Origin of the sequence: Brevundimonas mediterranea (assembly GCF_011064825.1) — a bacterium.
GTDB classification, from domain to species: Bacteria; Pseudomonadota; Alphaproteobacteria; order Caulobacterales; family Caulobacteraceae; genus Brevundimonas; species Brevundimonas mediterranea_A.
Genome location: NZ_CP048751.1, coordinates 1,653,510 through 1,674,278 on the forward strand (window position 1 = coordinate 1,653,510; position 20,769 = coordinate 1,674,278).

General features: G+C 68.2%; 24 protein-coding genes. 13 read left to right on the plus strand and 11 right to left on the minus strand.

All coding sequences use genetic code 11. The features are described from left to right. Nucleotides 1-108 precede the first annotated feature (108 nt). Genes GYM46_RS08045 through GYM46_RS08055 form a run of 3 tightly spaced genes read left to right on the plus strand, consistent with a single transcriptional unit; the run spans nucleotide 109 to nucleotide 1,624 of the window. The gene (locus GYM46_RS08045; protein WP_008263793.1) at nucleotides 109-765 is read left to right on the plus strand and encodes a DUF2975 domain-containing protein; all 657 of its coding nucleotides are present in this window, start codon (nucleotides 109-111) and stop codon (nucleotides 763-765) included. Between the two features lie 23 nt (nucleotides 766-788). Continuing rightward, nucleotides 789-1,028, plus strand: a complete 240-nt coding sequence (locus tag GYM46_RS08050) for a helix-turn-helix domain-containing protein (RefSeq protein ID WP_008258757.1) — start codon at nucleotides 789-791, stop codon at nucleotides 1,026-1,028. Next, nucleotides 1,025-1,624, plus strand: coding sequence for a Smr/MutS family protein (locus tag GYM46_RS08055; protein ID WP_008262312.1), 600 nt, complete (start codon nucleotides 1,025-1,027; stop codon nucleotides 1,622-1,624). The genes GYM46_RS08050 and GYM46_RS08055 overlap by 4 nt, the downstream gene beginning before the upstream one ends. A gap of 72 nt (nucleotides 1,625-1,696) precedes the next feature. Here GYM46_RS08055 and GYM46_RS08060 read toward each other — a convergent pair whose 3' ends face one another. Together GYM46_RS08060 and GYM46_RS08065 are read right to left on the minus strand one after the other, a co-directional pair. Next, the gene (locus GYM46_RS08060; RefSeq protein ID WP_008261977.1) at nucleotides 1,697-2,338 is read right to left on the minus strand and encodes a TetR/AcrR family transcriptional regulator; all 642 of its coding nucleotides are present in this window, start codon (nucleotides 2,336-2,338) and stop codon (nucleotides 1,697-1,699) included. Between the two features lie 200 nt (nucleotides 2,339-2,538). After that, a complete protein-coding gene (locus GYM46_RS08065; RefSeq protein WP_008264369.1) occupies nucleotides 2,539-4,374 on the minus strand; it encodes a cation:proton antiporter in 1,836 nt (611 codons plus the stop codon). 155 nt (nucleotides 4,375-4,529) lie between these two features. Here GYM46_RS08065 and GYM46_RS08070 point away from each other — a divergent pair, with 155 nt between their 5' ends. Further along, nucleotides 4,530-6,650, plus strand: coding sequence for a M13 family metallopeptidase (locus GYM46_RS08070; RefSeq protein ID WP_035310012.1), 2,121 nt, complete (start codon nucleotides 4,530-4,532; stop codon nucleotides 6,648-6,650). Nucleotides 6,651-7,023: 373 nt separating this feature from the next. Here GYM46_RS08070 and hisS read toward each other — a convergent pair whose 3' ends face one another. Next, on the minus strand, nucleotides 7,024-8,514 hold the full coding sequence (gene hisS / locus GYM46_RS08075) for a histidine--tRNA ligase (RefSeq protein ID WP_008259771.1): 1,491 nt from the start codon (nucleotides 8,512-8,514) through the stop codon (nucleotides 7,024-7,026). A gap of 156 nt (nucleotides 8,515-8,670) precedes the next feature. Here hisS and GYM46_RS08080 point away from each other — a divergent pair, with 156 nt between their 5' ends. Beyond that, complete coding sequence (locus GYM46_RS08080; RefSeq protein WP_035310016.1) at nucleotides 8,671-8,904, plus strand: hypothetical protein; 234 nt, start codon at nucleotides 8,671-8,673, stop codon at nucleotides 8,902-8,904. A 21-nt stretch (nucleotides 8,905-8,925) separates the two neighbouring features. On the opposite strand, the gene hslV is transcribed toward GYM46_RS08080, so the two are convergent. Beyond that, on the minus strand, nucleotides 8,926-9,480 hold the full coding sequence (gene hslV / locus GYM46_RS08085; RefSeq protein WP_008259677.1) for an ATP-dependent protease subunit HslV: 555 nt from the start codon (nucleotides 9,478-9,480) through the stop codon (nucleotides 8,926-8,928). 132 nt (nucleotides 9,481-9,612) lie between these two features. Between hslV and GYM46_RS08090 the strand changes: the two genes are divergently transcribed. The 3 genes from GYM46_RS08090 (at nucleotide 9,613) to GYM46_RS08100 (ending at nucleotide 11,292) form a co-directional block, all read left to right on the plus strand. Then, nucleotides 9,613-10,023 carry a BLUF domain-containing protein gene (locus tag GYM46_RS08090; RefSeq protein WP_155988159.1) on the plus strand — a complete coding sequence of 137 codons (411 nt, stop codon included), beginning with the start codon at nucleotides 9,613-9,615 and terminating at the stop codon, nucleotides 10,021-10,023. Between the two features lie 82 nt (nucleotides 10,024-10,105). Then, nucleotides 10,106-10,516 carry a BLUF domain-containing protein gene (locus GYM46_RS08095; protein WP_008261602.1) on the plus strand — a complete coding sequence of 137 codons (411 nt, stop codon included), beginning with the start codon at nucleotides 10,106-10,108 and terminating at the stop codon, nucleotides 10,514-10,516. Between the two features lie 38 nt (nucleotides 10,517-10,554). After that, nucleotides 10,555-11,292: a HesA/MoeB/ThiF family protein gene (locus GYM46_RS08100; RefSeq protein ID WP_008259649.1), complete on the plus strand. Its 738-nt coding sequence runs from the start codon at nucleotides 10,555-10,557 to the stop codon at nucleotides 11,290-11,292. Nucleotides 11,293-11,295: 3 nt separating this feature from the next. Here GYM46_RS08100 and GYM46_RS08105 read toward each other — a convergent pair whose 3' ends face one another. After that, nucleotides 11,296-11,547, minus strand: a complete 252-nt coding sequence (locus tag GYM46_RS08105; RefSeq protein WP_008262988.1) for a hypothetical protein — start codon at nucleotides 11,545-11,547, stop codon at nucleotides 11,296-11,298. A 119-nt stretch (nucleotides 11,548-11,666) separates the two neighbouring features. Here GYM46_RS08105 and GYM46_RS08110 point away from each other — a divergent pair, with 119 nt between their 5' ends. Then, on the plus strand, nucleotides 11,667-12,872 hold the full coding sequence (locus tag GYM46_RS08110; RefSeq protein ID WP_035308597.1) for a DUF6880 family protein: 1,206 nt from the start codon (nucleotides 11,667-11,669) through the stop codon (nucleotides 12,870-12,872). Here the strand turns inward: GYM46_RS08110 and GYM46_RS08115 are convergent. Further along, nucleotides 12,869-13,855 (minus strand): 2-hydroxyacid dehydrogenase, encoded by a 987-nt coding sequence (locus GYM46_RS08115; protein WP_008262236.1) that lies wholly within the window; start codon nucleotides 13,853-13,855, stop codon nucleotides 12,869-12,871. The genes GYM46_RS08110 and GYM46_RS08115 overlap by 4 nt on opposite strands. Before the next feature lie 66 nt (nucleotides 13,856-13,921). Here GYM46_RS08115 and GYM46_RS08120 point away from each other — a divergent pair, with 66 nt between their 5' ends. The 4 genes from GYM46_RS08120 to GYM46_RS08135 all read left to right on the plus strand — a co-directional run bounded on the left by GYM46_RS08120 (nucleotide 13,922) and on the right by GYM46_RS08135 (nucleotide 17,787). After that, nucleotides 13,922-14,494, plus strand: coding sequence for an SH3 domain-containing protein (locus tag GYM46_RS08120; RefSeq protein WP_008262295.1), 573 nt, complete (start codon nucleotides 13,922-13,924; stop codon nucleotides 14,492-14,494). A 77-nt stretch (nucleotides 14,495-14,571) separates the two neighbouring features. Then, a complete protein-coding gene (gene fabA, locus GYM46_RS08125) occupies nucleotides 14,572-15,108 on the plus strand; it encodes a 3-hydroxyacyl-[acyl-carrier-protein] dehydratase FabA (RefSeq protein ID WP_008263519.1) in 537 nt (178 codons plus the stop codon). A gap of 77 nt (nucleotides 15,109-15,185) precedes the next feature. Next, nucleotides 15,186-16,403, plus strand: coding sequence for a beta-ketoacyl-ACP synthase I (gene fabB, locus GYM46_RS08130; protein WP_008262961.1), 1,218 nt, complete (start codon nucleotides 15,186-15,188; stop codon nucleotides 16,401-16,403). A 340-nt stretch (nucleotides 16,404-16,743) separates the two neighbouring features. Beyond that, nucleotides 16,744-17,787 (plus strand): aspartate-semialdehyde dehydrogenase, encoded by a 1,044-nt coding sequence (locus tag GYM46_RS08135; protein WP_008262198.1) that lies wholly within the window; start codon nucleotides 16,744-16,746, stop codon nucleotides 17,785-17,787. Between the two features lie 18 nt (nucleotides 17,788-17,805). Here GYM46_RS08135 and truA read toward each other — a convergent pair whose 3' ends face one another. Genes truA through GYM46_RS08160 form a run of 5 tightly spaced genes read right to left on the minus strand, consistent with a single transcriptional unit; the run spans nucleotide 17,806 to nucleotide 20,766 of the window. After that, on the minus strand, nucleotides 17,806-18,549 hold the full coding sequence (gene truA / locus GYM46_RS08140) for a tRNA pseudouridine(38-40) synthase TruA (protein ID WP_008259305.1): 744 nt from the start codon (nucleotides 18,547-18,549) through the stop codon (nucleotides 17,806-17,808). Next, complete coding sequence (fmt, locus tag GYM46_RS08145) at nucleotides 18,549-19,472, minus strand: methionyl-tRNA formyltransferase (protein ID WP_008264402.1); 924 nt, start codon at nucleotides 19,470-19,472, stop codon at nucleotides 18,549-18,551. Before fmt ends, truA begins: the two co-directional genes overlap by 1 nt. Nucleotides 19,473-19,499: 27 nt before the next feature. Further along, nucleotides 19,500-19,742, minus strand: a complete 243-nt coding sequence (locus GYM46_RS08150; RefSeq protein ID WP_008262062.1) for a hypothetical protein — start codon at nucleotides 19,740-19,742, stop codon at nucleotides 19,500-19,502. Continuing rightward, nucleotides 19,742-20,320: a peptide deformylase gene (gene def / locus GYM46_RS08155; protein ID WP_008262368.1), complete on the minus strand. Its 579-nt coding sequence runs from the start codon at nucleotides 20,318-20,320 to the stop codon at nucleotides 19,742-19,744. Before def ends, GYM46_RS08150 begins: the two co-directional genes overlap by 1 nt. Before the next feature lie 44 nt (nucleotides 20,321-20,364). After that, a complete protein-coding gene (locus tag GYM46_RS08160) occupies nucleotides 20,365-20,766 on the minus strand; it encodes an acyl-CoA thioesterase (protein WP_008260913.1) in 402 nt (133 codons plus the stop codon). Nucleotides 20,767-20,769: the final 3 nt, after the last annotated feature.

Below are 20,769 nucleotides of genomic sequence, written 5' to 3' on the forward strand. Positions count from 1 at the left end.
CACGAGAGCTTTGACGACCTTGACGAAGACCGCGATGTATAGAGCTGCGCGCGGGTTCGCCGGACCCCGCGCAGCCGTCGCGCCCTTCCCTCCGGCCTGAGACCGACCATGCGCCTGCTCCCGCCGCGACATCCGCTGAAGCGAGGCGAGGCGCTGAGTCCAAAATGGCTGACCCCGAAATGGCCCGCTCCTCGCTGGCTGCGCGCCATGACCGCGCCGCTGAAGGCCCCGTTCCGCGCCCTGGGCCCGGGTTCGGTCTCCAGCGTGCTGAAGGTGGCGCTGGACGTCGCCTATATCCTGCTCTGGCTCATCACCGGCCTGCTGTTGTTGCTGCTGGTCGCCGCCGTCTTCATTCCCCTGGACAATGTGAACATCACCGTCAGCGGCGAGTCCGGCGGGCGACAGCTGCCGCTGACCCGTATGCTTCTGCTGTTCGGCCTGGGGGCGGCCACCGCCTATTTCGGCGGCTTCATGCTGATCCTGCGCAGCCTGCGTCGGATCTTCCGCACCTTGACCATGGGCGATCCCTTCCATCCCGACAATGTCCGCCGTCTGCGCCAGATCGGTCTGACCCTGGCGGTCGTGACCGGCGGCGTCTGGCTGGCCCAGGGCTTCGTGGCCGCGCGCCTGGCGCCGGGCGTCATGGACCCCCAGGGGCTGGGTGAACTGCTGACCCCGATCTTCTCCGTCCTGATCGTCTTCGTCCTGGCGGAGGTTTTCCGCGAGGGGGCGCGCCTGCGCCGCGAATCCGAACTGACGATCTGAGCCGTTTCCAGTAGGACTTCCCCATGGCCATCCGCGTCCAGCTTGATCGCGTCCTCGTCGAACGCCGCATGTCGCTGACCGAACTCGCCGACCGGGTCGGGGTGACGGTGGCGAATCTGTCGATCCTGAAGACGGGCAAGGCGCGCGCCGTGCGGTTCTCGACCCTCGACGCCCTGTGTCGCGAATTGGACTGTCAGCCCGGCGATCTGCTGGTTCACGAACCCGGGCCGGGCGACGCCTTCGACGACGACGCCGAGGCATGAAGCGCAAGGGCCCCGGCCGTGACGAGAACGGGCTGACGCCCGAGGACCGTCGCATCTGGAGCCGCATCACCGGCACGGTCGCCGCCCCGCGCAGCCGCAAGGCCGCCCGCGTCACCCCCGGCGCCGAGGCTCCGGCCCATGTCGTGGTCGCCCCGCCGGAGCATCCGCGCCGCCTGCCCAAGGTCTCGCCGCAACGCAACCTCCCGACCGCCCCGCCGGTCGACTCTCGCCCCCCGGCGTCCCGCGCCGCCGCCTCGCGTGTCCGCTCCGCGCCCGAGGATCTGGAGCCGCGCCGCAAACACCGGCTGTCGCGCGAGCGGGACCCCATCGAGGCCCGCATCGACCTGCACGGCTTCGGCCGGTTCGAGGCCGAGGATCAGCTGCAGGCCTTTCTGACGTCGTGCCAGGCGCGGGGCATGCGGGCGGTCCTGGTCATCACCGGCCAGGGACGGCTGGGCGGCGGGGTGATCCGCGCCTCGTTCGGGGAATGGATGCAGTCGCCGGGCCTGCGCGGCGTCGTGTCCGGCTTCACCGTCGCCCACCAGAGGCACGGCGGCAACGGCGCCTTCTACGTCACCCTGAAGCGTAAGGCCTGAGCGCGGAACGCCGGGCATGAAAAAGGCCGGGACCGCGCGGCGGCCCCGACCTTTTCAGGCGCTTTGATTGGATTATTTGGCGGACAGCGCGCCAGCCAGGATCACGTCGATCTGCTTGCCCATATGGTCGGACAGGGCTTGAGCGTCCCATTCGTCATAGGCGGCGCGGCGGTAGTTCGACAGATAGGCGTCCCAGATCAGCTCGACCAGCAGGCGGATGTCGGCGTCCTTGTTCACCTCGCCCTTGGCGACGGCTTCCTGGAGGATGCCGCCGATCGCCAGCAGCAGGTTCTTGGTCGCGGCGCGGGCGCGCATCTCGGCGGCCAGGGGCTGGAACCACGACCGGGCGACGATAGCCTGGAACAAGGGCAACTGGTCCAGCGAGGAGTGATAGCCGGCGCTGAGGGCGCCCAGCAGTCGCTGGCGAACGGGTTCGCCCTGGGGCGCGCCCGCCTCGACCACCTCGGCCAGGCGGGTCATGTCCTCGGTCAGGACGGCTTCGAACAGTTCGGCCTTGTCCTGGAAGTTGGCGAAGACCGCCCCGGTGGACATGCCGGCGCCCTTGGCGATGTCGCGGATCGTGGCTGGCTCATAGCCGCGCTCGGCGAACAGGGAGCGGGCGGCGTCCAGAACCTTCTGGCGCGTCCGGACCTTGGCGGCCTGACGGCGGTTCAGGCGGGGAGCGGCTTCGGTCGAGAGAACGGTATCGGTCATGAAATCAGGCTTTTACTCTACGCATTTCGGAAGCCCTGACGGCCCGAAGTTGACTGGGTCAGTCGCTTAGACCGCGAGGCGAGACGTTATGTTGCTTCGCCCGCCAACCGCGCGATGCTGAAGCAGGGCTTGCATCACGGAACCATGACGAAAATGGGTCGCAAAAGCTAATGTCGCGGTTAACAGCCCGATTTCTAAGCTTAACTGTTATGGTTACCTGTCCCAATCTGAGGCATTCTCAACGCGCGGGTGGTTCTACTGCGTCCTCCGGCGGGTATGGCGGCCTGGAAGGTCCGGCGGAACTGATCCCGCTTCTCGTGGATCGAGGCCAGAACCAAGCCCATGGGCACGCCCAGATCGACCAGGGTGTTCTCCGCCAGCTGCAGGCTGGCCTCGGTCGTTTCGGGCACCGCGTCGGTGACGCCCAAGGCATAGAGGCGCGCCGCATGTTGGTCGTCGCGGGCGCGGGCGATGATGATCAGGTCGTCGCGCAAGGCGCGAGCCGTGGTCACCACCTCGTCCACCTTGGTCGGGGCGTCCATGGTGACGATCAGGGCGCGGGTGGACAGGACGCCGCAATGCGCCAGCATCTCGGCGCGACCCGCGTCGCCGTAGAAGACGTCGAATCCGTCGCGACGTCCCGCCGCCACGGCGGCGGCGTCGGTGTCCAGGGCGATGAAGGCCTGGTCGTGTTCCTTCAGCAGCTCCCCGATCAGTCGTCCAACCCGGCCGAAGCCGACGATGATGACGGCGCCGTCGGCCTGTTCCGGCGGGGCTGCGCCCTCGGGCGTGGTCGGCAGGGCCGGCGCCTTTTCGCGCGACAGCCTCTGGCCCAGCAGGGCCAGGAGGGGAATGGAGAAGATGCTCAGGGTCGCCGACAGGGCCACGGTGCTGGTCAGGGCCGGCGGGGCGATCCCCTCGACCATGCCGGTGGCGAAGACCACGAAGGCGAACTCGCCCGCCGGCGCCAGGACCAGGGCGGTCTCCAGCGCCGGGCGCGCGCCCAGGCCCCACAGGCGCGCCAGGCCGAAGATGACGCCGGTCTTGACCACGGTGATGGCCAGGGCCAGGCCGAACAGCAGGACCGGATTGGCCGCGACCGCGCCCAGGTCCAGGCCCAGGCCGACCCCGACGAAGAAGACCCCCAGCAAAAGACCCTTGAACGGTTCGATGGAGACCTCGACCTCGCGCCTGAACTCGGTCTCGGCCAGAAGCACCCCGGCGACCAGGGCGCCGATGCTCATCGACAGGCCGCTGGCCTGGGCCGCCAGTCCGGCGACCACCACGACCAGCAGGCTGGCGGCGACGAACAGCTCGCCGCCCTGCGCCGACTTGCGCGCCTGGGCCACCGAGCGGAACATCGGCCGCAGCACCACACGACCCATAAGAACCAGCAGGCCCAGGCCGATGGCGGCCGGCACCAGGGTGAACAGCGACCGTCCCAGAACCGCCGGATCCAGCGACCCGCCCGCCTGGGCGACCGCAGCCATCACGCTGACGGTGATCAGGATGGGCGCGACCGACAGATCCTGGGCCAGCAGAATGGCGAAGGTCGACCGACCGACCGTACCCTTCAGCCGCCCGCTTTCGGCCAGGACCGGCATGACGACCGCCGTCGAGGACAGGGCCAGGCCCATGCCCAGCACCGCGGCGCTGACCAGGCTCTGGCCCAGCAGCACGAACAGGCCCGCCAGCACGAGGGTGCAGACGACGACCTGCATCAGCCCCAGGCCGAAGACGAGCCGCCGCATGGCGCGCAGCCGCTCCCACGACAGCTCCAGCCCGATCATGAACAGCAGGAAGGCGACGCCCAGTTCCGACAACTGCGCCAGCTGAACCGGATCGCTGATGGTGAAATAGGAGAGCCAGGGAAGCGTGTCCGAAAACCGCGCCAGCCCGCTGGGGCCCAACACCACCCCGGCGGCCAGAAAGCCCAGAACCGGACTGATCTTCAGTCGGTTGACCAGGGGTACGATCACCCCCGCCGCCGCCAGGAAGACCACCAGATCCTTGTAGTCTGCGCCGTGCCCCTGCATTCGCCCTCCGTATCCCCGGCATGTGACCCGGAACCGCCGTCCCTGGCGAGACGTCGCGACCGTTTCATGAACTTTTTTTAAGGCGACAGCCCCAACCTCGGGTCTAGGGTCCGCTCCAACCTGCCCGCTTCAGGGGTGGAACCTAGGATACAGTGATGAAAAGACTGCTTATCGGCGCCGCTGTCGGCGCCCTTTTGGCGCCTGCCGCCGCCTTCGCCCAGGACATCGACCACGACCACGCCTGTATCGACGAGACCTGCTCGATCGTCTCGCTGTTCTCGGGCGAGGAGACCGCAGCCGGCTGGCAGGGCGTGGACGCCCCCCGCTACGGAACCTGGGGCTTCGATCTGAACGGCCGCGACACCTCGGTGAACCCGGGCGACGACTTCTTCCGCTACGCCAACGGCGCGGCCTTCGACAAGCTGGTCATCCCCTCGGACCGCACCAGCTACGGCTCCTTCGCCCTGCTGCGCGAACTGTCGGATAACCGGATGAAGGAACTGGTCACGGGTCTGGCCGCACGCACCGACCTGACGCCCGGCTCGGATGAGGCCAAGGTGGCCGACGCCTATCGGTCCTATATCGACCAGGCGCGCATCGATCAGCTGGACGCCCAGCCGCTGCAGCCCTATCTGGCCGCCATCCGCGCCGCCGACAGCCATGATAAGATGGCCGTCTACATGGGCCAGACGGTCGGCCGTTTCGGCGGCTCCTTCTTCGGCACCGGCATCACCATCGACGCGAAACAACCGACCCGCTACGTTGTCTCGACCGGTCAGTCGGGCATCGGCCTGCCCAACCGCGACTATTATCTGGACGCCCGCTACGCCGACAAGAAAGAGAAGTATCAGGCCTATGTCGCCGACATGCTGGGCATGATCGGCTGGGCGAACCCGGTCGAGACCGCCGCCCAGATCGTCGCTCTGGAGACCAAGATCGCCGGGGCGCACTGGACGCCGGTCGAGAACCGCAACCGCGACAAGACCTATAACGAGGTCACCATCGCAAAACTGACCCAGGATGCGCCCGGCTTCGATTGGCAGGCCTATTATGATGCGGCCGAACTGGGCGGCGTGCCCCGCCTGATCGTGCGTCAGGACACGGCCATGCCCAAGATCGCGGCCCTCTACGCCGAGACGCCGATCGAACTGCTCCAGGCGTGGGAAGCCTTCCACACCGCCGACGACATGGCCCCCCTGCTGTCGCAACGGTTCTCGGACGCCCAGTGGGGCTTCCGCTCGCGTGACCTGTCGGGCCAGCCGGAACAGCGCACCCGCGAGAAGCGCGCCATCTCCTTCGCCGAGGGTTCGCTGGGCGAGGCGACGGGCCGGCTCTATGTCGCCCAGTATTTCCCGGCCGAGTCCAAGGCCAAGATGGAAGACCTGGTCGCCAATCTGCGCACCGCCCTGTCGCACCGCATCGACAACCTCAGCTGGATGGGCGACGAGACCAAGGCGGCGGCCCAGGAGAAGCTGCGGAAATTCACCGTCAAGATCGGCTATCCGGACAAGTGGCGCGACTATTCCGGCCTTGATATCCGTGCAGACGACCTGGTCGGCAACGCCGAGCGGCGCGGTCTGTTCGAGTGGAACTACGACCTCGCCCGTCTGAACGACCCGGTCGACAAGACCGAATGGGGCATGACGCCGCAGACGGTGAACGCCTACTACAACTCGGCCAATAACGAGATCGTCTTCCCGGCCGCCATCCTGCAACCGCCCTTCTTCGATCCGAACGGCGACCCGGCGGTCAACTACGGCGGCATCGGCGGCGTGATCGGCCACGAGATCGGCCACGGCTTCGACGACCAGGGCTCCAAGTCCGACGGCGACGGCGTGCTTCGCAACTGGTGGACGCCTGCGGACAAGGCCAATTTCGAGGCCCTGACCGCCCGTCTGGGCGCGCAATACGCTACCTACGAACCGATCGCCGGCTACACCATCAACCCCGGTCTGACGATGGGCGAGAACATCGGCGACGCCTCGGGCGTGGCCGTGGGTCTTGAGGCCTATCATCTGTCGCTGGCCGGAAAGCCCGCCCCGGTGCTGGATGGAACGACCGGCGACCAGCGCTTCTTCTACGGCTGGGCCCAGGTCTGGCAGTCGAAATATCGCGACGAGGCCCTGAAGCAGCAGGTCGCCACCGATCCGCACTCGGCCGCCCAGTTCCGGGTCATCGGCCCGCTGCGCAACGTCGACGCCTGGTACGACGCCTTCGACGTCGAGCCGGGGACCAAATACTATCTGACGCCGGAAGAGCGCGTCCGCATCTGGTAGGCGGCGCCCATTCGAGAACGGAAAAGGCCGGGGTTCGCCCCGGCCTTTTTCATGGGCGGACGCCTCGACAAATCGCCCCGGAAACCTCGAGACCACATCGAAATAGTCTACATATTGTCCATGGCGCGGGCGGCTCCAGGCGCGAAAAAGCCCGCTGCGGGGGATACATCGCAGCGGGCTTTCGCGCTCTTTGAAGAGCGGACGTTTCCTCCCCGAAACGCCTTCGAGTGCTGCGCGCTTGAGCAACGCTTGCCCTCGAGTGAGTTCATTTGGCCTATCGGACCCTGCGGCGTCAACGCACGTATCGGGCGGAGTCGAACTTTCTTCGACTTATCATTGATAAGTCATATTTCGTGCAAGATATTCTCGAAGCTTATTCGATAATGGCTTGGATCGCAGCGATCAGGCCCTCCCGAGGGATCTTCATCTGGCCCGGACGCTCGGCCTTCCAGGCGTCGTTGTCGGTGATCCCGGCGGCGGCGGCGCGGCCGGCGTCCAGGTCCTTGATGGTGACTTCGCCCGCCGCAATCTCATCGCCGCCCAGGATGACGACGGCCGGAGAACCGCGACGGTCGGCGTATTTCATCTGGGCCTTCATGCCCGCACGGCCCAGATAGAGCTCGGCGGCGATCCCGGCGGCGCGCAGTTCGGCGACCGCGGCCAGATAATGAGCCATGTCGTCATCGGAAAAGACGATGACGACGACGGGGCCGCGCACGGCGTCTTCCGCCCCGCGGCCAGCGGCGCGCAGGGCCGAGGCCAGGCGCGAGACGCCGAAGGAGAAGCCGGTGGCGGGCACGCTCTGGCCGGTGAAGCGGGCGACCAGATCGTCATACCGCCCGCCGCCGCCGATGGAGCCGAACCGGACCGGACGGCCCTTGTCGTCCGTGGTCTCCAGCAGCAGTTCGGCCTCGAACACGGCACCGGTGTAATATTCCAGCCCACGCACGATGGTGGGATCGAACTTCACCGCCTCCTGGCCGACCCGCATGGCGCCCAGCGCCCGGTCGATGGCGGCCAGTTCGTTCAGCGCCGCTTCGCCCGCCGCGCCCAGGTCGCCCGAACGGGCGACGGCGTCCAGGGTCTCGGCTCGTGACAGGCCCGGCGTATTGGCCGAGGCCAGGAAGGCCTCGATGGCGCCGGTCACCCTGGCCGGAAGGCTTGCGCCCTTGGTGTAGTCGCCGGAGTCGTCCAGCCGGCCTTCGCCCAGCAGTTGGACGACGCCGTCCCAGCCCAGCCGGTCGAACTTGTCGATGGCGCGCAGGGCCGTCAGCCGCTGGCCCGCCTCGGTCACGCCGCCGGCGTCGAACAGACCGTCGAACAGCTTGCGGTTCGAGACGCGGATCTGGGCCTGGCCCGCATCAAGGCCGGCGGCGCCCAGACCCTCGCAGGCCATGGCGATGATCTCGGCGTCGGCCTCGGGCCGGTCCGAACCCACGGTGTCGGCGTCGCACTGCCAGAACTCGCGGAACCGGCCCGGCCCTGGCTTCTCGTTGCGCCACACCGGCCCATAGGCGTAGCGGCGGAACGGCTTGGGCAGGGTCTCCCAGGTCTGGGCCGCGAACCGGGCCAGAGGGGCGGTGTGGTCGTAGCGCAGGGCCATCCACTCGCCCGGCTCGTCCGAACCCGCATCGTCCTGGAGCGCGAACACGCCTTCATTGGGCCGGTCGGCGTCGGGCAGGAATTTGCCCAGGGCGTCGGCGTATTCGAAGGCCGGGGTCTCCAGCGGCTCGAAGCCCCAGCGCTCATAGACCTCCGACACGCGCGCCACGATGCGGCGTTCGGCGGTCAGGTCGCGGCCGCGCTTGTCGGCGAAGCCGCGCGGATTGCGGGCGAGGGGTCGAAGGGGGGCGTCATCGGTCATGGCGCGCGCTTAAGCCAAGGGGGAGATGATCGCAACGTATCGCCGGCGGCCATGCAGGGCGCATACGCCTGTGAATTGCAGGCAGCCTGTTGTTCCTGCAAAGAAAAACCGGACCGCGAAGGAACAAAGGCGAAACGCTGTCCGTTGTTTCGCGCCATGACCCCACACGCCGTCCTCGTCTCCAAGACCTGCATCACCTCCGATCACCGGACCATCCGGTGGTGGGAATGCGAATTGGTCGATGAGGACGGCGCCCGACGCATCCGCGAACAGGCCTTCTTCTCCATCGGCGAAGCTCGATCCTGGGCGTCGTCCCAGGGCTATCCGGTCGAGGAGGCGTCTTTGCCCGGGGGGCGGACGTCAAGGCCTTGGGTCCCGTCGCCGACGTGATCTGAGCCCGTCGCGGGCCGATCAGGGCTCCAGCGTCTCCACCGTCAGATTGCCGTTCGTATAGACGCAGATCTCGGCGGCGATCTTCATGGCCTTGCGGGCGACGGCCTCTGCGTCGAGGTCGGTCTCCTCGATCAGGGCGCGGGCGGCCGACAGGGCGTAGTTGCCGCCCGAGCCGACGGCGGCGACCCCGTGTTCAGGCTCCAGCACGTCGCCGACGCCGGTGACGGTGAAGATCGACGACTTGTCGGCGACCAGAAGCATGGCCTCCAGCCGGCGCAGATAGCGGTCGGTGCGCCAGTCCTTGGCCAGGTCGACGCAGGCCCGCGCCAACTGGTCCGGATACTGCTCCAGCTTGGCCTCCAGCCGTTCGATCAGGGTGAAGGCGTCGGCTGTGGCGCCCGCGAAGCCGGCCAGCACCTTGCCGCCCGCCAGGGTCCGCACCTTGCGCGCCGCGCCCTTGACGATGGTGGGCCCCATGGAGACCTGACCGTCGCCCGCGATGACGGTGCGGCCGTTCTTGCGCACCGCCAGAATGGTGGTGCCGTGCCAGTCGGGAAAATTCGATTGAGTCATGATCCGCAGATGGCGCGACGGGCCTCGTCGATCAAGAGCGCGCGACGCCGGATAACGTCGTCATATTTATACCCATGTTTCTCTTATAACGCGCCATCCTTGACCGGAAGATCCGACATGGGAGATCGAAAATTGCTCTATCGCGTGCTTCTCGTGAGTGAAACAGTCGCGGCGGTTGAACGCTCGCCCTTGATGCTGGCTGACATTCTCGGCGCGTCTGAACGCAACAACCGTCGCGACATGATCGGCAGCGCCATGATGTTTCATGAGGGTCAGGCCGCCATGATGCTGGAAGGCATGCGCGCGGACCTCGATCGGTTGATCGCGCGCCTTCTTTCGGACGGTCGTCACCGAAATCTCAAGATCGTCGAGGATCGCCCCATCGTGCACCGTCGTGTGGCCGAGCCGGTCAAGCTCAACGCCATGTCGCCTCATCAGGCGGGCGAATATCTGGGCGGTCGCCGACTGGACCAGCTCGCCGCCTCGGTGCTGGAGCGGCTGTTGTCCTGCGACGGATTGCGTGTCTCGAGCTGTGCGGTCTGACGCCTTTGCTGCGTGTTTCGTTAACTCTATGGCCTTACTTCGGTCCTTGTGGCTGTAAATTGTAAAAGCGTAAGAGTAATCAATGAGTTTGTTCCGTATTGTCTATGTCAGCGACGCCGTGGGCGACGCGGGCGTGGGCCTGCTGCCCCTGATCGACATCATCGGCGCGTCGGACCGGAACAATCGCCGGGATCATGTGACCGGGGTGCTGATGCGCCACGACGGCCGGTTCTTTCAGGCCATTGAGGGCGCGCGGGTCGACCTGGATCGGTTGATGGGCCGGCTGCGCGCCGATCGACGCCACACCAATATCCGCATCCTCGCCGAGCTTGTGATCGATCAGCGCCTGTTCCCGGGGTGGGCCATGGCCCAGACGGACGCGTCGCCGGGGCTGGAGCGCCTGCTGGCCGAGGGGCTGGATCATACGAGCGTGAGCGCGAGCGCCGACAGGATCGTGTCGGAGGCGAGCCGGAGCCTGGCCGCCGTCTCCTGAGGCCTCGCGCCCAAGCCTGCCGCTCGCTAGAGAAGGGCATGGTTTTCTCTGAAGACGAAGTCGAACGCTACGCCCGGCATCTGGTCCTGTCCGAGATCGGGGGGCCGGGCCAGCAGGCCCTGAAGCGTGCGCGGGTGCTGATCGTCGGGGCCGGCGGCGTGGGCGCACCGGCGGCCCTCTATCTGGCCGCAGCCGGCGTCGGGACGTTGGGTCTGATCGACGACGACGTGGTGGGTTTGTCGAACCTGCAGCGCCAGATCGCCTTTTCCACGCCCGAGGTGGGCCGGCCCAAGGTCGAAGCGGCCGCCGAACGCCTGGGCGGGCTGAACCCGCATGTGACGATCCAGACCTTCGCCGAACGGCTGACGCCGGACAACGCCGCCGATCGGATCGGCGGTTTCGACATCGTGCTGGACGGGACCGATGATTTCGAGACCCGGCTGATCGTCAACGCCGCCTGTGTGGCGGCCGACAAGCCTCTGGTCTCGGGCGCCCTGGGGAGATGGAGCGGCCAGGTGGGGGTGTTCGCCGGTCGGCCCTGTTACCAGTGCCTAGTGCCCGAGGTTCCGCCGGACGCCGAGACCTGCGCCCGTGTCGGCGTGGTCGGCGCCCTGGCGGGCGTGGTCGGGTCGATGGCGGCGCTGGAGACGATCAAGCTGATCACCGGGGCGGGCGAGGCTCTGGCCGGGCGGCTGATGCTGTACGACGGTCTGGCGGCGACGGCGCGGACGGTGCGGGTGACAGCCGACCCCCAGTGCCCGGTTTGCGGCGGCTGAACCTCAGGCGGCCGTGGCGAAACGGACGTCGGCCAGATCCAGATCCGGGATGGGCGGGGCGAAGCCCAGGGCGGGGTTGCTGAGCACCGTCACCAGCCGCTCGCCGCAGTACAGATAGAGGGTCTCGAACCCGACCCAGGTCCGGGCGAGCTCGGCCAGAGCCTGATTCGCCGCCGAGTCGTCGGTCGCGCCCAGAACACAGATGTCACGCACCGGAACGCCCGGCAGGTTGACGATACAATAGTAGGAGTCCAACGCACGCTTCCTCAGACAGGTCGCCGGAAACGAAGCTCGCTCGCGGCGGTTCCTCCCCTGCCCGTGGTTTTCGACAGCCGTGTGAGTCCGGTCCGACAGACTTGTGAAAAGGAGACCTGATGGCCCGACGCCCCGCCTCGCCCAAACGTCTGAACGCCGCCAGCCTGGCGTCCCTGGGGGCGGAGCGGCTGGGCGAGCTTTTGATGCAGGCGGCGGACGGCGACGCCTTGTTGAAGCGGCGTCTGCGGCTGGTGCTGGCGGCCGAGGCGGGGGTCGAGCCCCTGACGGTCGAGCTGGACAAGCGGCTGACGGCCCTGGCGTCTGCACGGGCGCGGGTGTCCTGGCGCAAACGGCCGGACCTGCTGCGCGACCTCGACATGCTGCGCCGCGCGGTGGTGGAGGATCTGGCCCCGACGGCGCCCGTCGCCGGGCTGGATCGGTTGATTGCCTGGTTCGACCTGTTTCGTGGGCTGACCTTGCGGGTCAAGGATCCGCGCGGCGAGATGACGGCGGCGTTCGAGGCGGCGGCTCCCGATCTCTGGACCGTCGCTCAGACGGCGCTGATGGATCAGGCCGCTATGGAACGTCTGGCCGCCGCCATCGAACGCCATCCGCTCGACTACGCCCGCTGGATCGGCGCGGCGGGCGAGGCCCTGACGCCGGAACTGGCGCGGGCCGTGCTGGCGGGGCTGGACACCAGTTCGGGCGTCCGCGGCGCGCGCACGGCGATCCGGCGACTGGCGGACCGGGCTGAGGATCTGGATCTGTGGCTGTGGTTGGTCACGCCCGATGAACAGGGCTCGCCGGATTTCGCGGCGGCGGCGGCGCGGCGGTTGCTGACGGCGGGCCGGGTGGTCGAGGCGCGGCAGGCCCTGGAGGCGGCGTTGAAGCCGTCGGCCGCGAACCGGCGCTTCACCTTCGGCCGGTCGCCCGCGGCGGGTCCGCCGCCCCTGACCCCGGCCTGGGAGGCGGCCTCCATCGACCTGCTGGAGGCAGAGGGGCGCAAGGCCGAGGCCCAGGACCTGCGCTGGGTCCTGTTCGAACGCGACCTGTCGGCGCCGGCATTGCGTGACTATCTCGCCCGTCTGCCCGACTTCGACGATGTCGAGGCCCTGGACCGCGCCCTGGCCCATGCCGCGACCTATGCGGACTTCGAGACCGCCCTGGGCTTCCTGATGGACTGGCCCGCCCACCGCGAGGCCGCCGCCCTGGTCGAACGCCGCGTCCGCGAGGTCCGGTCGCCCTTGGCGATGAAGGCCGACTGGGCGGCGCGGCTGGCGCAGAAATATCCGGATGCGGCCGAACGACTGCTGGCCGCGCCCTAAAGCATGGCTGGAATCACCCGGTCCGGCGGGCGGTGGCCGTTCTGGTAGGTCATGACATTGGCGATGACCCGGTCGCCCATGTCCTGGCGCGCCTCCAGCGTCGCCGAGCCCAGATGGGGCAGCAGCACGACATTGGGCTGGCCCAGCAGGCCGGGGTGGATGGCCGGCTCGTTCTCGAACACGTCCAGGCCGACGCCGGACAGGGACCGGGTCGCCACGGCCTGGGACAGGGCCGCCTCGTCGATCAGATCGCCCCGCGCGGTGTTGATCAATATGGCGTGGGGCTGAAGCCGGGCCAGGCGTTCGGCGGACAGCAGATGATGCGTGTCTTTCGTCGCCGGGCAGTTCAGCGAGACGATGTCCATCCGCGCCAGCATCTGGTCCAGATCGTCCCAGTAGGTGGCGCCCAGTTCCTCCTCGATCAGGGCGGAGACGGGCTTCCTGTTGTGGTAATGGACCTGCAGGCCGAAGGCCCTGGCGCGACGAGCCAGGGCCTGGCCGATCCGGCCCATGCCGACGATCCCCAGCCGCTTGCCCCACAGTTTGCGGCCGCACATCCAGGTCGGGGTCCAGCCCTCGAACCGCCCCTCGGCCACCACCTGGGCGCCCTCGACGATGCGGCGGCTGACGGCCAGGATCAGGCTCATGGCCAGGTCGGCGGTGTCCTCGGTCAGGACGCCGGGGGTGTTGGTGACGATGATCCCGCGCGCCACGGCCGCGTCGATGTCGATATGGTCCACCCCGGCGCCGAAGTTGGCGATCATCTTCAGCTGGTCGCCGGCGCCATTGATCAGGTCGGCGTCGATGACGTCGGTGATGGTGGGGACCAGAACCTCGGCGCGCTGAACCGCCGCCTGAAGCGCCGCCCGGTCCATCGGCTGGTCCTTCAGGTTCAGCTCGGCGTCGAAAAGCTCGCGCATCCGCGTCTCGACCGCGTCGGGCAGGCGTCTGGTTAATACGACCTTAAGCTTGCGGACGGACATTGCGGGCCTTGGTTAGCGGGCGGCGATTTCAGGATCGAAAGCCCGCGCGACGGGTCGTTCCATCCAGTGTCTAGCAAAGCCTCCGCCATCTTCCAAAGCCTGCGACGCCGCAGCGCCCTCGCCCTGGCCATTCTGGGCGTGGGCCTCATGGCCGGCGCGGGCGCGACCATGCCCGACGGCCGGCCCACGCCGACGGGGCTGGAGGTGCCGCGCTGGATCTCGCTGAAGTCGTCGCACGTGCGCGCGCGTCAGGGACCGGGGCTGGACTATCCGATCCTGTGGGAATACCGCGCCGCCGGCCTGCCGGTGCAGGTGGTCGCCGAGACGACGGAATGGCGCAAGATCTGCGACCCGGACGGGGCCGTGGCCTGGATCCACCGCACGGTGTCGTCGGGCCGCCGGTCCGTCTTCAACACCTCGCCCGAAGAAGTGATGATCCACGCCGGCAAGTCCCAGGCCTCGGCCGTGCGGGCGCGCCTGTCGCCCCGTTCGCTGGTGTCGCTGGACGAGTGCGAGGACGGCTGGTGCCAGGTTCGGGCGCGCCGCCTGCGCGGCTGGGTCCAGGAACGGGCGGTGTTCGGAACCCAGCAGAGGGCGCTGTGCAACGCCAACCGCCCCGCCGGGACCGGTCGGGACTGACCGCCGTAACCCTTGGTGTTGAGCGAAGTCGCGCGGTCGTGTAACCCGCCAGCAACAGCAGACGTAACGGAACCGCCTTGACCCAGTCCCAATATCCCTCGTCCTTCGATCACGAGGCCCTGCTCGCCTCCGGGCGCGGCGAACTGTTCGGTCCCGGCAATGCGCAACTGCCCGCCCCGCCGATGCTGATGTTCGACCGGATCACCCAGATCTCGGCTGACGGCGGCGCGCACGGCAAGGGCTATGTCGAGGCCGAACTCGACATCAATCCCGAGCTCTGGTTCTTCCAGTGCCACTTCATCGGCGACCCGGTCATGCCGGGCTGCCTGGGCCTGGACGCCATGTGGCAACTGGTCGGCTTCTATCTGGGCTGGATCGGCGGCCCGGGCCGCGGCCGCGCCCTGGGCGTCGGCGAGGTCAAGTTCACGGGCCAGGTCACCCCGGACATCAAGAAGGTGGTCTACAAGATCAACCTGAAGCGGGTCATCAATCGCAAACTGGTCATGGGCATCGCCGATGGCGTGCTGGAGGCCGACGGCGAGGTGATCTACACCTGCAATGACATGCGGGTGGGACTCTTTGGCGCCGCCAAGGATGAGCAAGCGGGCGCCTAAACGCCTATATAACCGCGGACAGCGCGGAAGGCCCCCGCTCGAGAAGCTCGGGTCGAGAAGCTTAAGAAGGAAACACCATGCGTCGTGTCGTCGTCACCGGCCTGGGCATCGTCTCTTCCATCGGCCACGGCGCCGAAGAGGTGACCCAGTCCCTGCGCGAAGCCCGTTCGGGCGTAGTCCATGCGCCCGATCACGCCAAATACGGCTTCCGCAGCCAAGTCTGGGCCCCGCCCAAGATCGGCCCGTGGGAAGAACTGATCGACCGCCGCGCCGCCCGCTTCCTGGCCAACGGCACGGCCTGGGCCCACATCGCCTTTGAAGAGGCGCTGAAGTCGTCGGGCATGACGGCCGAAGAGATTCGCGACGACCGCATCGGCCTGATCGTCGGCGAGGGCGGCCCCTCGACCCAGGTGATCCTCCAGGCGGCGGCGACCACCATCGAGAAGACCTCGCCCAAGCGGATCGGCCCGTTCGCCGTGCCGAAAGCCATGGCGTCCGGCCCCTCGGCCGTCCTGTCCACCTGGTTCCAGATGCGCGGCGTCAACTATTCGATCAGCTCTGCCTGCGCGACCTCCGCCCACTGCATCGGCGCCGGGGTCGAACAGATCCAGTGGGGCAAGCAGGACGTGGTCTTCGCCGGCGGCTGCGAGGACATCGACTGGTCCATGTCGAACATGTTCGACGCCATGGGCGCCATGTCATCCGACTTCAACGAGACCCCGTCCGTCGCCTCGCGGGCCTATGACGTCAACCGCGACGGCTTCGTCATCGCCGGCGGCGCCGGCGTCGTGGTGCTGGAAGAATACGAGCGGGCCAAGGCGCGCGGCGCGACCATCTATGCCGAAGTCACCGGCTATGGCGCCAATTCCGACGGCTACGACATGGTCGCCCCCTCAGGCGAGGGCGCCCAGCGCTGCATGAAGATCGCGCTGGAACAGGCCGGCAATCCGAAGATCGACTATCTGAACCCGCACGGCACCTCGACCCCGGTCGGCGACTCCAAGGAAATGGAGGCCGTCCGCGCCATCTTCGGCGACCAGATGCCGATGATCTCCTCGACCAAGTCGCTGACGGGCCACTCGCTCGGCGCGGCGGGCGCTCAAGAGGCCATCTACTGCCTGCTGATGATGCAGAACGGTTTTGCGGCCGAGAGCGCCCATATCGAGACCCTGGATCCGGCCTTCGAGGGCATGCCCATCCTGCGTCAACGCCACGAGGGCGAACTGACCCACGTCATGTCCAACAGCTTCGGCTTCGGCGGCACCAACGGCACGCTGATCCTGTCCAAGGTCTGAGCCGCGACGCCCAGCCACGTCATCCTCGGGCTTGACTCGAGGATGACGTGAGAACGGCAGGGGCCGATGCTTTATTGCGTGCACGAGCCACTGACGCCCGCCTTCACGCCATTTTTTTTTCGCGTTAGCCAGTTTACAGTGACAAGTCTCGCCCTTAGAGAGCGTCGCCGTGACCCGCGCCCTGACCAATGCGATTACCTCGAAAACCACCGGCTTCGGCGGGGCGGTTTCGGGTGTGCGCGAGGTCTGAAGCGCCGAACCCCGATCCCAAGCCCCGCCGATGCGCGGGGCGGTCGATCCGGCTGAACCCCGCGCCTCCATCCTTCCAGGAGACGCCTGAATGTCCTTTTCCCCGTCCAATCCTCCTCACGTCGGCATCGTCGGCGCCACCGGCCTCGTCGGCGAGATGATGCGCGGCCTTCTGGCCGAGCGGAACTTCCCGCTGGCCTCGCTGCGCCTGTTCGCCTCGGCCCGGTCGGCAGGCAAGACCATCCACTTCGGCGAGACCGAGATCGTGGTCGAGGACGCGGCGAGCGCCGACTACGCCGGGTTGGACATCGTCTTCTTCTCGGCCGGCGGCGATACCTCCAAGGCCCTGGCGCCCAAGGTGGCCGCCGCCGGGGCGGTGGTGATCGACAACTCCTCCGCCTGGCGCAGCGACCCCGAGGTGCCGCTGGTCGTCGCCGAGGTGAACCCCCACGCCCTGGCGCACCTGCCCAAGGGGATCATCGCCAACCCCAACTGCACCACCATGGCCGCCATGCCGGTGCTGAAGCCCCTGCACGATGCGGCGGGGCTGAAGCGTCTGACGGTCTCGACCTATCAGGCCGTCTCGGGCGGCGGGGTCGAGGGAATTCGCGTACTGGAGGACCAGGCGCGCGCGGCCGTGGGGCAGGGCGCGGCCCTGGCCCGCGACGGCGGGGCAGTGGACTTCGGCGCGCCCGAGAAGTGGGTCGTGCCGATCGCCGCGAACGTCGTGGCCCTGAACTATACGCTCGGCGAGGACGGCTATACCGACGAGGAGCTGAAGCTGCGCGACGAGAGCCGCAAGATCCTGGAGATCCCCGGCCTGCCGGTCTCGGGCACCTGTGTGCGGGTGCCGGTCTTCACCGGCCACTCCCTGTCGATCAATGTCGAGTTCGATCGGGCGCTGTCGGCGGCCCAAGCGCTGGAGCTGCTGGCCCAGGCGCCGGGCGTGGTCGTCACCGCCGTGCCGAACCCGCTGGAGGCGGCGGGCCAGGACCCGGTCTTCGTCGGCCGGGTGCGCTCCGATCCGACGGTCGAGCACGGCCTGGCCCTGTTCGTCTCGAACGACAATCTGAGGAAGGGCGCGGCCCTGAACGCGGTGCAGATCGCCGAGGTTCTGGTTCAGCAGCGCGGTTGACCCGGCCCCAGGCGGGGTTCAGTCGTAGCGCACGCCGCTGAGATAGAGCCCCGCCGAGGGGGCGACGGGGCCGCACCGGGCGCGGTCCTTCGCCTCCAGCGCCGCCTTGACGTCATGGGCGGTCCAGCGGCCCAGACCCACCTCGACCAGGGTGCCGGCCATCGACCGGACCTGGCGGTGCAGGAAGCTGCGCGCCTGGAAGACCAGATGCACCTCCTCGCCGAACCGGCTGACGCGGGCCACGTCCAGGGTCTTGACCGGCGACTTGGACTGGCAGCCCACGTCGCGGAAGGTGGTGAAGTCGTGCAGGCCGACCAGGACCTGGGCCGCCTGGTGCATGGCCTCGGCGTCCAGGCTCTTCTTGACGTGCCAGACCCGGTCGCGCTCCAGCACCGGCTGGGGGCGGCGGTTCAGGATCCGGTACAGATAGCCCCGGCCGGTGGCGGAGAAGCGGGCGTGCCAGTCGGGATCGGGCGCGTATTCGGCCGACAGGACGCAGACGTCCTGTTTGATCAGATGGGCGTTGACGGCGTTCAGGACGGTGTCCACCGGCCAGTCGCGCTCCAGATCGGCATGGATCACCTGGGCCGTCGCATGGACGCCGGTGTCGGTGCGGCCCGCAGCGGCGATGCGGATACGCTCGCCTGAAAAGGCCAGTATGGCGGCCTCGACCGCGCCCTGAACCGTCGGCTGGTCCGCCTGGGCCTGAAAGCCGTTATAGGCCGTGCCGTCGTATTCGAGGGTCAGCTTGTAGCGCGGCATCAGCCGAGCACGGTCCCGGCCGGCAGGGCGAAGCCGCGCAGCATCTCCTCGGCCGATTGCGCCGCCTTGCCCTCGCGCTGAACCCGGATCAGGCGCACGGCGCCGGTTCCGCAGGCGACAGTCAGGGCGTCGTCCAGCACCGCGCCGGGCGCGCCGGATCCGTCGGCCAGGGCCGACAGCAGGGCCTTGATCCGAACCGGCCCCGCTTCTGACGGGGCTTCGAACCAGGCGCCGGGGAAGGGCGACAGGCCGCGGATATGGGCGTCCACCTCGGCCGCCGGACGGGTCCAGTCGATGCGGGCCTCGGCGGGGGTGATCTTGCGGGCATAGGTCGGCTCGCCGACCTGTTCGGTGGGGGTGACGCCGCCGCGATCTATGGCGGCCAGGGCGCGGGGCCACAGGCCGGCGCCGACATGGGCCATGCGTTCGGACAGGCTGGCGGCCGTGTCGTCGGGCCGGATGTCCATCACCTCGCCCAGCAGGATCGGTCCTTCGTCCAGGCCCAGGCTCATCTGCATGATCTGGACCCCGGTCTCGGCGTCGCCGGCCATGATCGCCCTCTGGATCGGCGCCGCGCCGCGCCAGCGGGGCAGCAGCGAGCCGTGCAGGTTCAGACAGCCCAGCCGGGGCGCGGCCAGCACCTCGGCGTTCAGGATCTGGCCGTAGGCGACGACGCAGGCGGCGTCGAGGTCCAGGCTCTGGAAGTCGGCGACGGCCTCGGGGGCCTTCATGCTGTCGGGCGTGAAGACCGGCAGACCCATGGTCTCGGCGAAGGCGTGAACCGGCGACGGCGTCAGCTTCTGGCCCCGGCCCCTGGGGCGCGGCGGCTGCGAATAGACGGCGACGATCTCGTGGCCCGAGGCGAGAAGCTCGGCCAGAGACGGCACGGCGAAATCGGGAGTTCCCATGAAGGCAAGGCGCATGGGCACGCCTTTAGAACTTTAGGTCGCCTACTGCCAGCGGGTGAAGACGCCGCCGCCCTCATCCCACTCGCCGCCGGCGTCCAGGGCGTCGTCGAAGTCCAGCAGCCGGTCCAGCAGCAGGCCCGCCACCACGCCCAGCAGGGCGACGCCGGCCAGGGTCGCGACCCCGGCGACGCCGATCTTCTGGCTGCGGGTCAGGCGACGGCGGCCTTGGGTGTCGATGACCAGGGACTGGCCGCGGCGGGGCAGGCGTGAGGTGCGTTTGGTCATCAGGCGGCGATCCTGTCGCGGGCGGCCTTCTTGACCTTGGTCACGGCGCGATCCCGCTTGAGCCGCGACAGATGGTCGATGAAGAGCACGCCGTTAAGGTGGTCCATCTCGTGCTGGATGCAGACGGCGTAGAGGCCTTCGGCCTCTTCCTCCACCGACTGACCGTCACGGTTCAGATAGCGAATGCGGACGCGGGCGGGGCGTTCCACCTTGTCGAAATACTCGGGGATCGACAGGCAGCCCTCTTCGTAGGTGTAGAGCTCGTCCGAGGTCCACAGGATTTCCGGATTGGCGAAGAAGCGCGGGTTCTTGCGCGCCTCGGCCGCTTCCGGCGTGTCTTCTTCCTCGGTTTCGCAGATCGTGCCGTCGCGATCGCCCAGGTCCATGACGATGACCCGGTCCAGCGCCCCGACCTGAACGGCGGCCAGACCGATGCCCGGCGCTGCGTACATGGTCTCCAGCATGTCATCCATCAGCGCACGCACGGCGTCGTCCACGGCGGCGACGGGCTTGGAGACCTGTTTCAGAATCGCCAGGTCGGCGGGGATGTCGATGGTGAGGATACGTCGGATGGCCATGGCCGGGACGTAGGCGCGCCCCGGCGTCAGGTCAAGATTTGCGCCTATTCCTTGCCCGGCAGCGGGCGCGGCTTGCGGTTCTCGTCGATGGCCACATAGGTGAAGACGCCCTGGGTCACGCGGACCGAGGTCGCCAGGGGCTGACCGCGCGCGCGTTTCCAGGCCTCGACATGGATGCGGATCGAGGTGCGGCCGGTGCTGATGACGTCGGCGTAGATGCTGACCTCGTCGCCGACGGCGACCGGCTGGTGGAACACCATGCCGTCCAGGGCCACTGTGGCGCAGCGGCCCTGGGCCAGTTCGAAGGCCGGGGTGGCGCCCGCGACGTCCATCTGGGCCAGCAGCCAGCCGCCGAAGATGTCGCCTTCGGGGTTGGTGTCCGCCGGCATGGCGATGATGCGTCCGACCGGACGGGTCTCGGGCGGATATTCGGGCGCGTCGGACATGGG

What these genes read in the sequence shown, in the direction of transcription:
- def (WP_008262368.1), bottom strand. Translation starts at nt 20,320, where the DNA reads ATGGCCATCCGACGTATCCTCACCATCGACATCCCCGCCGACCTGGCG.
- GYM46_RS08065 (WP_008264369.1), bottom strand. Translation starts at nt 4,374, where the DNA reads ATGCAGGGGCACGGCGCAGACTACAAGGATCTGGTGGTCTTCCTGGCG.
- GYM46_RS08045 (WP_008263793.1), top strand. Translation starts at nt 109, where the DNA reads ATGCGCCTGCTCCCGCCGCGACATCCGCTGAAGCGAGGCGAGGCGCTG.
- GYM46_RS08060 (WP_008261977.1), bottom strand. Translation starts at nt 2,338, where the DNA reads ATGACCGATACCGTTCTCTCGACCGAAGCCGCTCCCCGCCTGAACCGC.
- GYM46_RS08080 (WP_035310016.1), top strand. Translation starts at nt 8,671, where the DNA reads ATGACCCCACACGCCGTCCTCGTCTCCAAGACCTGCATCACCTCCGAT.
- GYM46_RS08110 (WP_035308597.1), top strand. Translation starts at nt 11,667, where the DNA reads ATGGCCCGACGCCCCGCCTCGCCCAAACGTCTGAACGCCGCCAGCCTG.
- hisS (WP_008259771.1), bottom strand. Translation starts at nt 8,514, where the DNA reads ATGACCGATGACGCCCCCCTTCGACCCCTCGCCCGCAATCCGCGCGGC.
- fmt (WP_008264402.1), bottom strand. Translation starts at nt 19,472, where the DNA reads ATGCGCCTTGCCTTCATGGGAACTCCCGATTTCGCCGTGCCGTCTCTG.
- GYM46_RS08100 (WP_008259649.1), top strand. Translation starts at nt 10,555, where the DNA reads ATGGTTTTCTCTGAAGACGAAGTCGAACGCTACGCCCGGCATCTGGTC.
- GYM46_RS08095 (WP_008261602.1), top strand. Translation starts at nt 10,106, where the DNA reads ATGAGTTTGTTCCGTATTGTCTATGTCAGCGACGCCGTGGGCGACGCG.
- truA (WP_008259305.1), bottom strand. Translation starts at nt 18,549, where the DNA reads ATGCCGCGCTACAAGCTGACCCTCGAATACGACGGCACGGCCTATAAC.
- hslV (WP_008259677.1), bottom strand. Translation starts at nt 9,480, where the DNA reads ATGACTCAATCGAATTTTCCCGACTGGCACGGCACCACCATTCTGGCG.
- GYM46_RS08050 (WP_008258757.1), top strand. Translation starts at nt 789, where the DNA reads ATGGCCATCCGCGTCCAGCTTGATCGCGTCCTCGTCGAACGCCGCATG.
- fabB (WP_008262961.1), top strand. Translation starts at nt 15,186, where the DNA reads ATGCGTCGTGTCGTCGTCACCGGCCTGGGCATCGTCTCTTCCATCGGC.
- GYM46_RS08115 (WP_008262236.1), bottom strand. Translation starts at nt 13,855, where the DNA reads ATGTCCGTCCGCAAGCTTAAGGTCGTATTAACCAGACGCCTGCCCGAC.
- GYM46_RS08160 (WP_008260913.1), bottom strand. Translation starts at nt 20,766, where the DNA reads ATGTCCGACGCGCCCGAATATCCGCCCGAGACCCGTCCGGTCGGACGC.
- GYM46_RS08070 (WP_035310012.1), top strand. Translation starts at nt 4,530, where the DNA reads ATGAAAAGACTGCTTATCGGCGCCGCTGTCGGCGCCCTTTTGGCGCCT.
- GYM46_RS08135 (WP_008262198.1), top strand. Translation starts at nt 16,744, where the DNA reads ATGTCCTTTTCCCCGTCCAATCCTCCTCACGTCGGCATCGTCGGCGCC.
- GYM46_RS08150 (WP_008262062.1), bottom strand. Translation starts at nt 19,742, where the DNA reads ATGACCAAACGCACCTCACGCCTGCCCCGCCGCGGCCAGTCCCTGGTC.
- GYM46_RS08055 (WP_008262312.1), top strand. Translation starts at nt 1,025, where the DNA reads ATGAAGCGCAAGGGCCCCGGCCGTGACGAGAACGGGCTGACGCCCGAG.